Annotated in this window: 10 protein-coding genes; 9 read left to right on the top strand and 1 reads right to left on the bottom strand. The window is 69.8% G+C overall.

The window, feature by feature from the left end; translation table 11 throughout:
• The first annotated feature begins 296 nt into the window (after positions 1–296).
• From ACE3T5_RS19005 to ACE3T5_RS19030, 6 genes are all read left to right on the top strand, one after another.
• A complete protein-coding gene (locus tag ACE3T5_RS19005) occupies positions 297–1,694 on the top strand; it encodes a sensor histidine kinase (RefSeq protein ID WP_374669677.1) in 1,398 nt (465 codons plus the stop codon).
• Positions 1,694–2,512: a LytR/AlgR family response regulator transcription factor gene (locus ACE3T5_RS19010; RefSeq protein ID WP_374669678.1), complete on the top strand. Its 819-nt coding sequence runs from the start codon at positions 1,694–1,696 to the stop codon at positions 2,510–2,512. The genes ACE3T5_RS19005 and ACE3T5_RS19010 overlap by 1 nt, the downstream gene beginning before the upstream one ends.
• A 26-nt stretch (positions 2,513–2,538) precedes the next feature.
• Positions 2,539–4,368, top strand: coding sequence for an extracellular solute-binding protein (locus ACE3T5_RS19015; protein ID WP_374669679.1), 1,830 nt, complete (start codon positions 2,539–2,541; stop codon positions 4,366–4,368).
• A gap of 6 nt (positions 4,369–4,374) precedes the next feature.
• Positions 4,375–5,394: a microcin C ABC transporter permease YejB gene (locus ACE3T5_RS19020; protein ID WP_374669680.1), complete on the top strand. Its 1,020-nt coding sequence runs from the start codon at positions 4,375–4,377 to the stop codon at positions 5,392–5,394.
• Positions 5,378–6,430, top strand: a complete 1,053-nt coding sequence (locus ACE3T5_RS19025) for an ABC transporter permease (protein WP_374669681.1) — start codon at positions 5,378–5,380, stop codon at positions 6,428–6,430. The genes ACE3T5_RS19020 and ACE3T5_RS19025 overlap by 17 nt, the downstream gene beginning before the upstream one ends.
• Before the next feature lie 182 nt (positions 6,431–6,612).
• Positions 6,613–8,217, top strand: a complete 1,605-nt coding sequence (locus ACE3T5_RS19030; RefSeq protein WP_374669682.1) for an ABC transporter ATP-binding protein — start codon at positions 6,613–6,615, stop codon at positions 8,215–8,217.
• Between the two features lie 31 nt (positions 8,218–8,248).
• Here ACE3T5_RS19030 and ACE3T5_RS19035 read toward each other — a convergent pair whose 3' ends face one another.
• Positions 8,249–8,869, bottom strand: coding sequence for a DUF4337 family protein (locus ACE3T5_RS19035; protein WP_374669683.1), 621 nt, complete (start codon positions 8,867–8,869; stop codon positions 8,249–8,251).
• A gap of 146 nt (positions 8,870–9,015) precedes the next feature.
• Between ACE3T5_RS19035 and rimP the strand changes: the two genes are divergently transcribed.
• The 3 genes from rimP to ACE3T5_RS19050 form a co-directional block, all read left to right on the top strand.
• Positions 9,016–9,591: a ribosome maturation factor RimP gene (gene rimP, locus ACE3T5_RS19040; protein ID WP_374669684.1), complete on the top strand. Its 576-nt coding sequence runs from the start codon at positions 9,016–9,018 to the stop codon at positions 9,589–9,591.
• The gene (gene nusA, locus ACE3T5_RS19045; RefSeq protein WP_374669685.1) at positions 9,588–11,093 is read left to right on the top strand and encodes a transcription termination factor NusA; all 1,506 of its coding nucleotides are present in this window, start codon (positions 9,588–9,590) and stop codon (positions 11,091–11,093) included. The genes rimP and nusA overlap by 4 nt, the downstream gene beginning before the upstream one ends.
• A gap of 19 nt (positions 11,094–11,112) precedes the next feature.
• A partial coding sequence (locus ACE3T5_RS19050) for a translation initiation factor IF-2 associated domain-containing protein (protein ID WP_374669686.1) occupies positions 11,113–12,046 on the top strand: 934 nt, incomplete at its 3' end.

Consider the following 12,046-nt stretch of genomic DNA (forward strand, 5'->3'; position numbering starts at 1 on the left):
CCGTGCCGGGCGGGCTGACCCAGGGGTGATGCAGCGACCGGCTGGCCCGGACGCGAGCCAGGAATTCGATTTCGTCGTCGGGCCCGGGGGCCCGCAGCAGGATGCGGCGCGTCATGGCCGCCACTGTAGGCGACGCATGGGTCCGGCCGACGGCCTGGCGCATCCGGTGACGTTTCATCGCATGCCCGGTCGGCTCGTCGCATGCCGGCTGCCGGGCGGCGAGCGCCGGGCTACATTGCCGCGCACCGGCCGTGCAGCGCAGAATCCGGTCTGCCCCGCGCCGGGCCCCAGTCACCATGACCCCAGTTCCTGATCCTTCGACCCCGCGCGGCAACGCCGCGGTGGCCTGGCTGCGCGGCCTGCACGAGCAGGTGGTGAGCCGCGTGGCCAGCCTCAGCTGGTGGCGCCTGGGCCTGCTGATGCTGCTGCTCATCGTGGTGGGCTCGATCCTCTCCAAGATGCTGGACCTGGAGCACGACGTGCAGCGCGTCGCGACCGGTGCCCGCAAGCCGCCGGTGGTGGTGACGCTGGGCGGTGAGGAAGGCGTTCGCGTCACGAAGGGCGGCGAGGTGGTGCACCCGCCCAAGCCGCCGGCCCCGCCGGCGCCGCCGGAGGCCACGCCCGGAGCGCAGGGTGCGCCGGGCGCGGCGGGCGAGCCGAGCCTGGGCGAGGTGGTGCGTGAGGCCACGCGGGAAGTCACGCGCGAGGTGGCCCGCGAAGTGGCACGGGAGGCCGCCCGCGAGGCAGCGCGGGAAGAGGCGCGGGAAGGGGCGGCCAACCCGGGCGCTGGCGCCGAGGGGCAGCCGGCGGAGGAGCCCGCCAAGGGCAAGCGCCGGCTGATCCGCATCGAGGACGATGGCGTGCAGTACGACACGCAGCGGGTGTGGACGTTCCGCGGCCTGCTGGGCGACCTGGGGGCCACGCTGATGATCCTGCTGATCGCCTACCTGGCGGCCGCCAAGATCGTGGTGCGCAAGGTGGCGCAGGCGGATGCGAAGGTGCGCACGGCCGAGGACGCCGCCGGCCGCGCCGCGATGGAGCGGCAACTGGTGCAGGCGCAGCTGCAGGTGCTGCAGGCGCAGGTGGAGCCGCATTTCCTGTTCAACACGCTCGCTGCGGTGGACTACCTGATCGAGACCGATCCGCCGCGCGCCAGCCAGATGCAGAAGAAGCTCATCACCTACCTGCGCAGCGCGCTGCCGCAGATGCGCCAGGAGTCGTCGACCCTGGGGCGTGAGCTGCGGCTGGTCCGCAGCTACCTGGACCTGATCAAGATGCGCATCGAGGAACGGCTGGAGGTGGAGGTGGAGGTGGCCGACTTCCTGGAATCCGCCGAGTTTCCGCCCATGATGCTGCAGTCGCTCGTGGAGAACGCCATCAAGCACGGCATCGAGCCCAAGCCCGAGGGCGGCAAGGTCACCGTGTCGGCGAAGATCCAGCGCGGCATGCTGTGGGTGGAGGTGCGCGATACCGGCGTCGGCGTGGTCGATACCGAGCGGCTGGAGGCGCCCACCTCCGGCACCGGCATCGGCCTGCAGAACATCCGCGAGCGCCTGGCCATGCTGTACCCGGGCAAGGGTCGCCTGACGCTGATGTCCGACGACAGCAGCGGCACCGTCGTGCGCATCGGCGTGCCGTACAAGGACGCCGACGAGACCGAGCCAGCGGCCGAGCCGCAAGGGCAGGGTGCCTGATGACCGAAGCCGCGAAGCTGCGGGCCCTGGTGGCCGATGACGAACGCCTGCTGCGCGAGCAGCTCAAGGCCCGCCTGGCCACGGCCTGGCCTGATCTGGAGGTGGCGGCCGAGGCGCGCGACGGCGTGGAGGCGGTGGAGAAGGCCGATCAGCTGCGGCCGGACATCGTCTTCCTCGACATCCGCATGCCGGGCCTGACCGGCATCGAGGCCGCCGGCGAGATCGTCGCGTTGCCGGACTGGCGCGGCGAGATCGTCTTCGTCACGGCCTATGACGAGTACGCCATCCAGGCCTTCGAGCGCGGCGCGCTCGACTACCTGCTCAAGCCGGTGGAGGCCGAGCGGCTGGCCCAGACCGCGCAGCGCGTGCGCCAGCGGCTGGCCGCACGCCAGGGCGCCGCGGATGGCAAGCCGCCCGAGGAAGCCATCGACGCCCTGCTGGCCCGGCTGGCGAGCCTGCGCCAGGGCCTGGCCGCACAGGGCCCGAGCCTGCCGCCGCTGCGCTGGATCCGCTGCACCGCCGGCACGACCACCCGGCTGATCGACGTGAACGACGTGCTCTTCCTGCGCTCCGACGAGAAGTACACGCGGGTGCAGGCGCGCGACCAGGAGGGCTTCCTGCGCACGCCGATCCGCGAACTGCTGCCGCAGCTCGATGCCCAGCAGTTCGTGCAGGTGCACCGTTCCACGGTGGTGAACCTGGGTGCGATCGATCATGTGAGCCGGGATGACACGGGGCGCCAGCGCATCCATCTGCGCGGCTTCCCGGAAATCCTGGAGGTCAGCAGGACCTTTGCGCACCTGTTCCGCTCCAGCTGAGCCGAAACACGGGCAGAATCCGCGGCATGCGACGCGTGCTGTTCAGCGCTGCCCTGCTGTGGGCCAGCCTGGTGCAGGCCGCCCCGGGCTATTCGGTCTGGGGTGACTTCAAGTACCAGCCGGGCTTCAGCCACTTCGAGTACGTCAACCCTGCCGCGCCCAAGGGGGGCGAGCTGCGCATGGTGGCCGGCTCGCGCATCTCCACCTTCGACAAGTACAACCCGTTCACGCTCAAGGGCAACGCCCCGTCGTTCCTGGGCGACCTGCTGTTCGAGAGCCTGCTCACGAGCCCGATGGACGAGATCGGCGTGGCCTACGGCCTGCTGGCCGAAGACGTGGTCGTGCCGCCGGACCTGCAGTCCGCCACCTTCCGCATCCATCCCGCAGCCCGCTTCCACAACGGCGACCCGGTGCGCGCGGCCGACGTGAAGCACAGCTACGAGACGCTCATCTCCAAGTTCGCCCACCCCTCCTACGGCACCCTGCTGGCCGACGTGGCCGGCTGCGACGTGATCGACGAGCGCACGGTGCGCTTCCGCTTCAAGAAGCGCGACCGTCAGCTGCCCCTGGTGGTGGGCGGCATTCCGGTCTTCTCCGCCAAGTGGGGCCAGCAGGACGGCAAGGCCAAGCCCTTCGACCAGGTGGTGATGGACACGCCCATCGGCACCGGCCCGTACAAGATCGGCCCGGTGCGCTTCGGCCGCGACGTGACCTACGTGCGCGACCCGTCCTACTGGGCACGCGACCTGCCGGTCAGGCGGGGCATGGCCAACTTCGACCGCATCACGGTCAAGATCTACCGCGACAACACCGCCCAGCTGGAGGCGCTGAAGGCTGGCGAGTTCGACCTGATGCAGTTCTTCTCCGCCGGCGACTGGAAGCGGCGCCTCACCGGGCAGCGCATCGAGCGCGGCGAGCTGGTCAAGAACGAGTTCCAGCACAAGCTGCCCGATGGCTTCTACAGCTTCGTGCTGAACGTGCGGCTGCCCAAGTTCTCGGACCGGCGGGTGCGCATGGCGCTGGAGCTGGCGATGGACTACGAGTGGATGAACGTCCACCTGTTCCGTGGCAGCTACAAGCGGGTGAAGGGGGTATTCGGCAACACGCAGTGCGAGGCCGAGGGCCTGCCCTCCGCGGCCGAGGTGGCCCTGCTGGAGCCGCACCGCGCCACGTTGCCGGCGTCGGTGTTCGGCCCCATGGCCGTGCCGCCCCGCACCGATGGCCCGGGCGGCCTGCGCGCCAACCTGCTGACGGCGCGCGCCCTGCTGGCCGAGGCCGGCTGGACCTACCGCGACGGCGCGCTGCGCAACGCCAGGGGCGAAGCCCTCACCATCGAGTTCCTGGACAGCTCCGAGGCGCGTGGCGTCACCACCACCGCCGCCTGGAAGCGCGCGCTGGCCCAGCTGGGCATCGACTTCCAGGTGCGCGAGGTGGACTTCGCGCTCTGGCAGGAACGCCTGGAATCGAACAAGTTCGAGATGGTCGGCATCTCGCTGCCGGGCACGCATTTCCCCGGCGCGGACTACGCGGACCTGTTCGGCAGCAAGGCGGCCGACGTGCCCGGCTCCGGCAACTACGCCGGGATCAAGCATCCGGCGATCGACGCCCTGGTGGCGCGGCTGCCCGTGGCGGAATCGAAAGAGGAGTTCCTCGCCACCTGCCGCGCGCTGGACCGTGTGATCGCCCACGGGCATTACCTCATCCCCGCCTGGACGAGCCGCGGCCGCCGCATCGCCTACAGTGACTGGGCGCTGGCCCGGCCCGAGAAGGTGCCGGCCTATCCCCCCGAGGGCGTGCCCTACATGACCTGGTTCATGATGACCTGGTGGGCCCGCAATCCGCCGGGCCCCCGCTGAGCACCCATGTTCGCCTACATCCTCAAGCGCCTGCTGCTCATGGTGCCCACCTTGCTGGGGGTGCTGCTGCTGACCTTCGTGGTCACCCAGTTCGTGCCCGGCGGCCCGGTGGAACAGTACATGGCCGAGGCGCGGCGCACGGGCGTGGGCGGCGATGTGTCCAGCTACCGCGGCGGGCAGGGCGTGGACCCGCGGCGCCTGGCGCAGATCAAGGCCCTGTACGGCTTCGACAAGCCGCCCACCGAGCGCTTCGTGCTGATGCTCAAGCAATACGCCACCTTCGACCTGGGCCGCAGCTTCTTCCAGAACAAGCCGGTGTCACAGTTGATCGTGGAGAAGCTGCCGGTCTCCATCTCGCTCGGGCTGTGGACGTTCCTCATCAGCTACCTGGTGGCGGTGCCGCTCGGCGTGATGAAGGCGGTGCGCGCCGGGTCACGCTTCGATCTCGTCTCCACCATCCTGGTGCTGGTGGGCTATGCCATTCCTGGCTTCGTGCTGGGCGTGGTGCTGCTGGTGGTGTTCGGCGGCCAGCTCAACTGGTTCCCGCTGCGCGGGCTGACCTCGCCCAACTGGGCCGAGCTGAGCCTGGGCGCGAAGATCGTGGACTACGTCTGGCACATCACGCTGCCGGTCACGGCCATGGTGCTGGGCAGCTTTGCCGTGACCACCATGCTGACCAAGAACGCGTTCCTGGAAGAGATCCGCAAGCAGTACGTGGTGACGGCGCGGGCCAAGGGGCTGGGTGATCGGCGAGTGCTGGGCCGGCACATCTTCCGCAATGCGCTCATTCCCATCGTCACCGGCTTCCCGGCGGCCTTCATCGGCGCCTTCTTCACCGGCTCGCTGCTGATCGAGACGCTGTTCTCGCTCGACGGCCTCGGGCTGCTGAGCTACGAGAGCATCATCCGGCGCGACTACCCGGTGGTGATGGGCTCGCTCTTCGTCTTCACGCTCATCGGCCTGGTCACCAAGCTGATCAGCGACCTGTGCTACGTGTGGGTGGATCCCCGTGTCAAGTTCGACTGAGGCCCTGCAACCCTCGCAGAGCCCGGCCGCCCGGGCCTGGCGCCGCTTCCGCCGCAACCGGCTGGGCTACGGCAGCCTGATCGTCTTCGCCACACTGGTGGTGCTGAGCCTGTTCGCGGAACTGATCTCCAACGACAAGCCGCTCGTGGTGCGTTATGCGGGTGAATTCCACTTCCCGATGCTCAAGGCCTACCCCGAGACGACCTTCGGCGGCGACTTCCCGACCGAGGCCGACTACCTGGATCCGGACGTCCGCGCGCGGCTGCAGGCGGGCGACAACTGGGTGCTCTACACGCTCAACCCGTATGGCGCCAACACCATCGCCTACCACTCCAGCCTGCCGTTTCCCAGCCCGCCCTCGCGCGAGAACTGGCTGGGCACCGACGAGCGCGGCCGCGACCTGCTGGCCCAGCTGCTGTACGGCTTCCGCCTGAGCGTGCTGTTCGGGCTGGCGCTCATGGCCATCGGTGTGGTGATCGGCGTGGTCACGGGCGCGGTGCAGGGCTACTTCGGCGGGCGCACCGATCTTGCCTTCCAGCGCTTCATGGAGATCTGGTCCTCCATGCCCGAGCTCTACCTGCTGATCATCTTCAGCGCCATCTTCGCGCCCAGCGTGGGCCTGCTGCTGATCCTGCTCAGCCTGTTCGGCTGGATGGGCCTGTCGGACTACGTGCGCGCCGAGTTCCTGCGCAACCGCCAGCTGGACTACGTGAAGGCCGCGCGGGCCCTGGGCGTGGGCAACGGGCGGATCATGTGGCGGCACATCCTGCCCAACAGCATGACGCCGGTGGTGACCTTCCTGCCGTTCCGCATGAGCGCGGCGATCCTGGCGCTGACCTCCCTGGATTTCCTGGGCCTGGGGGTGCCGCCGGGGACGCCTTCGCTGGGTGAACTGCTCAGCCAGGGCAAGCAGAACATCGATGCCTGGTGGATCTCCCTCGCCACCTTCGGTGTGCTGGTGGGCACGCTGCTGCTGCTCACCTTCATGGGTGACGCGCTGCGCGACGCGCTGGACCCGCGAAAGGCCGATTCATGAGCCTTGCGAAGCGCCGTTTGCTCCCTCTCCCTCCGGGAGAGGGTTGGGGTGAGACTCCATGATGCTTGCGAAGCGCCGTTTGCTCCCTCTCCCTCCGGGAGAGGGTTGGGGTGAGACTCCATGATGCTTGCGAAGCGCCGTTTGCTCCCTCTCCCTCCGGGAGAGGGTTGGGGTGAGGGCTCATGAGCGCCTCCCCGCTGCTCGACATCCAGTCCCTCCGCATCACCTTCGGCGGCAAGGAGGTGGTGCACGGCGTCGACCTGCAGCTGGCCGCCGGCGAGCGGCTGGCGCTCGTGGGCGAATCCGGCTCGGGCAAGACCGTCACCGCGCTGTCGCTGCTGGGCCTGGCCCAGAACGCCCGCACCAGCGGCCGCGCGCTCTTCCACGGCACCCAGGGGGAGCCGCCACGCGATCTGCTGGCCTTGCCGGAGCAGGCCTTGCGCGGCGTGCGCGGACGCGAGGTGGCGATGATCTTCCAGGAGCCGATGACGGCCCTGAACCCGCTGTTCACGGTGGGCGACCAGGTCGCCGAAGTGCTGGAACTGCACGAAGGCCTGAGCCGCCGCGACGCCTGGGACGCCGCTGTGGAGGCCTTGGCCGCCACCGGCATCCCCGAGCCCGCCCGCCGCGCCCGCGCCTACCCGCACCAGCTGTCAGGCGGGCAGCGCCAGCGGGCCATGATCGCCATGGCGCTGGCCTGCAAGCCCCGCCTGCTGCTGGCCGACGAGCCCACCACGGCGCTGGACGTGACCTTGCGCCAGCAGATCCTGGACCTGCTGGCCGAGTTGCAGCAGCGCCACGGCATGGCGGTGCTGATGATCACCCACGACCTGAACCTGGTGCGCCGCTTCGCCCAGCGCGTGGCGGTGATGGAGGCGGGCCACCTGGTGGAGCAGGGCCCGGTGGAGGACGTGCTGCGCGCACCGGTCCACGCGTATACCCGCCGCCTGATCGACAGCCGCCCCCGGCGCGAGGTGCCGCAGCCCACGGGCGATGCGTCCCCGCTGCACGCCAGCGGGCTGCGGGTGAGCTATCCGGTGCGCAAGCCGGGCGTCGCGGGCTGGTTCAGCAAGGGGGCCTTCGTCGCCGTGCAGGACGCGGCCTTCCAGGTCCCGGCCGGCGGCACGCTGGGCGTGGTGGGGGAGTCCGGCTCCGGCAAGTCGACGCTGGCGCTGGCCGCCCTGGGCCTGTGGCCGCACCAGGGCGAGCTGCAGGTGGTGGGCCGCGCATGGACCGGTCGCGCCACCGATGACAGACCCTTGCGGCGCCAGGTGCAGGTCGTCTTCCAGGATCCGTTCTCGTCGCTGTCACCGCGCATGACGGTGGAAGAGATCGTGGGCGAGGGCCTGCTGGTGCACGAGCCGGCGCTCGATGCTGCGGGCCGGCGCGAGCGGGTGCGTGCCGCGCTGACCGATGTGAACCTGTCCGAAGAAGCCTTCCCCGGGCTGCTGAGCCGCTATCCGCATGAGTTCTCCGGCGGCCAGCGCCAGCGCCTGGCCATTGCCCGCGCGCTGATCGTGCAGCCGCGCCTGCTGGTGCTGGACGAGCCCACCAGTGCGCTCGATGTCACCATCCAGCAGCAGGTGCTGGGCCTGCTGCAGCGCCTGCAGCGCGAACGCGGCCTGAGCTACCTGCTGATCACCCATGACGTGGACGTCATCCGTGCCATGGCGCACCACGTGCTGGTCATGAAGGACGGCCGCGTGGTGGAGGCGGGGCCGGTGGACGAGGTGCTGGGCGCCCCGCGCGAGGCCTATACGCGCACGCTGGTGGCGGCGGCGGGCTGAGGGGCGCGCCGCACGGCGGTCCCGCCCGTGCCTACACGTGCAGGACGGCGGCCACGCCGATCCCCAGCCCCACGGCACCCACGCCGAACATCCCCCACTCCAGCCAGCGCTTGCGCGTGAGCAGGGCGATGGCCGCCAGGGCGATCGACACCTGCAGCGCCGTGGTGGCCTGGGCCCAGCGGTGGTGCAGGTGCATCTGCTCGTCGCTCTTCTTGTCCCAGGCGGCGGCGTCGGCCTCGATCTTCTCGGCGGCGGCCTGGATCTCCTTCTTCTCCTTCTCGTACCGATCCACCTTGGCCTGGTACTTGTCGCGGTCGGCGGCACTGGGCGCGAGGTCGCGGGAGAGCTCGGCCAGGGACTGCTTCGTGCTCTTGGCCTGGAAGTAGTTCCACTGGTTGGAGGCCTCCGTCTTGCGGATGGCCGCCGTGTTCTTGTACAGGCCGGCATTGGCCTGGGTGGCGCCGCCCATGTAGGCGAAGATGGCGCCGACGGTGGCGATCACCGCGGTGAACAGCGCGATCTGGTTGGTGAGGCTGCCGCCGCCGATGCCCTCGTGGCCGGCTTCGTCGCCGTGGCCGTGCGCGGCATGCTCGCGGGCGTGTTCGAGTTCGTGGTCGTGAGGGCCGTGGACGTGGAAGGATCCGCCTGACATGGTGCTCCGTGGTGTGTGTCTGTGCGTCGCGGGCCGGCTGATCATTGCGGTCCCGCTGACCGGGCGTTACAATACCCTCCTTTTCGACCAACCGGGCGGATACCAACCGCCCGTTTTTTTTGGCTGCCCCGGAAGTCGCATCACCCTTGGCCCTGCAGGACATCGTCGCCCAGACCGTAGCCGGACTCGGCTACGAACTGGTGGAACTGGAACGTTCCGCCGGGGGCACGCTGCGCGTCACGATCGATTTTCCGTGGCAGGCCGGCCAGGAAGTGCGCTTCGTCAACGTCGAGGACTGCGAGCGCGTCACGCGCCAGCTGCAGTACGCCCTGGAGGTCGAGGGCGCCGACTACAAGCGTCTCGAGGTTTCCTCGCCGGGCATCGACAGGCCGCTGCGCCAGCCGCGTGACTTCGAGCGCTTCGAGGGCGAGGTGATCGATCTCACCCTCAAGGCGCCCGTGGGCGCGGCGGTCGCTGGCGGCCAGGTGGCGGCCAACCGCCGCAAGTTCCGCGGCCGTCTGGAACGCGCCGGCGAAGGCTGGCAGATCGTCTGGAGCGACGAGCCGCCGCCGGAGCCGGGGCGTCGCGTGTCGCGCCGCCGGGAACCCGCGCCCTTGCAGGCGCTGGGCTTCTCGCTGGATGAGTTGAAGGAGGCGCGCTTGGCGCCGATCGTGGATTTCAAGGGGCGGCAGCGCCCCGGGGTGCAGGAGCAAGGGAAATGAATCGCGAATTGTTGATGCTGGTGGACGCCATCTCGCGCGAGAAGAACGTCGAACGTGACGTCGTCTTCGGCGCGGTGGAGGCGGCACTCGCCCAGGCCACCAAGAAGCTGTACCAGGGCGAGGTCGACATCCGCGTGGCGATCGACCGCGACTCGGGCGACTACGAGACCTTCCGCCGCTGGCTGGTGGTGCCCGACGAGCAGGGCCTGCAGAACCCCGACGCCGAAGAGCTGCTGATGGACGCCCGCGACCGCATCGCCGATGTGGAAGAGGGCGAGTACATCGAGGAAGCCGTGGAGTCGCTGCCCATCGGCCGCATCGGCGCCATGGCCGCCAAGCAGGTCATCCTGCAGAAGATCCGCGACGCCGAGCGCGAGATGCTGCTCAACGACTTCATGTCGCGCGGCGACAAGATCTTCGTGGGCACCGTCAAGCGCATGGACAAGGGCGACATCATCGTCGAGAGCGGCCGCGTCGAAGGCCGCCTGAGACGCAGCGAGATGATCCCCAAGGAGAACCTGCGCAATGGCGACCGCGTGCGCGCCATGATCATGGAGGTGGATCTCACCCTGCGCGGGGCGCCCATCATCCTGTCGCGCTCGGCGCCCGAGTTCATGATCGAGCTGTTCCGCCAGGAAGTGCCCGAGATCGAGCAAGGCCTGCTGGAGATCAAGAGTTGCGCGCGTGATCCGGGCAGCCGCGCCAAGATCGCCGTCGTGTCGCACGACAAGCGGGTGGATCCCATCGGCACCTGCGTGGGCGTGCGCGGCTCGCGCGTGAACGCCGTGACCAACGAGCTCGCGGGCGAGCGTGTCGACATCGTGCTGTGGTCCGACGACCCGGCGCAGTTCGTCATCGGCGCGCTGGCGCCGGCCAACGTCACCTCCATCGTCGTCGACGAGGAGAAGCACGCGATGGACGTGGTGGTCGACGAGGAGAACCTCGCCATCGCCATCGGCCGCGGTGGCCAGAACGTGCGGCTCGCCTCCGAGCTGACGGGCTGGAAGATCAACATCATGGACGCCAACGAGTCCGCCCAGAAGCAGGCCGAGGAACAGAGCGCGCTGCGCAAGCTGTTCATGGAGAAGCTGGACGTGGACGAGGAGATCGCCGACATCCTGATCGCCGAGGGCTTTGCCAGCCTGGAGCAGGTGGCCTACGTGCCGATCGAGGAAATGCTGGAGATCGAGTCCTTCGACGAGGACACGGTGCACGAGCTGCGCTCGCGCGCCAAGGATGCGCTGCTCACGCTGGAGATCGCCCGCGAGGAGAGCGTGGAGGAGGTGTCGCAGGACCTGCGTGACCTCGACGGCCTCACGCCCGCGCTGATCGCGAAGCTGGCCGAATCGGGTGTGCACACCCGCGACGAGCTCGCCGACCTGGCGGTGGACGAACTCACCGACATCACCGGCCAGACGGCCGACGAAGCCCGGGCCCTGATCATGAAGGCGCGTGAGCACTGGTTCACCGCCGCCGGGGCCGCGGCCACGGTCCACGAGTGAGGGGAGGGCGAAAGAACACATGTCTAGCACCACCGTCGCCGAGTTCGCGAACGAACTCAAGAAATCCACCGAAACCCTGCTGGAGCAGCTGCGCAGCGCCGGGGTGGCGAAGTCGTCGCCGCAGGACGCCCTGAGCGAGGCCGACAAGCAGAAGCTGCTGGGCTACCTGCAGGCGAGCCACGGCACCGCCTCGGCGGAGCGCAAGAAGATCACGCTGGTCAAGAAGTCCTCCAGCGAGATCAAGCAGGCCGACGCCAGCGGCAAGACGCGCACCATCCCCGTGGAAGTGCGCAAGAAGCGCACGTTCATCAAGCGCGATGAAGGCTCCGACACCGCCGTGGTCGATGCGCCCGAGGCGCAGGCGCCCGCCGCGCCCCCGCCCGTCGACGACGCCGAACTCGCCCGCCGCGAGGAGGAAGCCCGCCGCCAGGCCGAGCTGATCCGCCGCCAGGAGGAAGAGCTCGCTGCCAAGCGCCGCGAGCGCGAGGCGCAGGAAGCCCTCGAACGCGAAGCCGCCGAGGCGGCGCGCCTGGAAGCCGAGCGCCAGGCGCGCGAGGCCGAGAAGGCCGCTGCCGCCCAGGCCGGTGCGCAGGCCGCCAAGGCCGCCGCCGACGAGGCCGCGCAGGCCGTGGCCAAGGCGCAGCAGGAAGCGCGCGAGAAGGCCGCCGCCGAGTCGAAGGCCCGCTCCGACGAGGAAGCCGCCCGCGCCCGCGATTTGGAAGAGCGCCGCCGCAAGGCCCTGGCCGAGGCCGAGGCCATCCGCGCGATGATGGCCGCGCCCAAGAAGGTGCTGGTCGCCAAGAAGCCCGAGGAGGCCAAGCCCGTCGCCAAGGCGCCGGAGCCCGGCAAGCCGGGCGTCAAGGGCACGCTGCACAAGCCGCCCGCGCAGGCCCGCCCCGGTGCGCCTTCCGCGGCGCCCGCGCCGGCCGGCAACAAGGAAGTCAAGTCGGCCA

This window comes from Ramlibacter sp. (assembly GCF_041916345.1).
In the GTDB taxonomy this organism is placed as follows: domain Bacteria; phylum Pseudomonadota; class Gammaproteobacteria; order Burkholderiales; family Burkholderiaceae_C; genus Ramlibacter.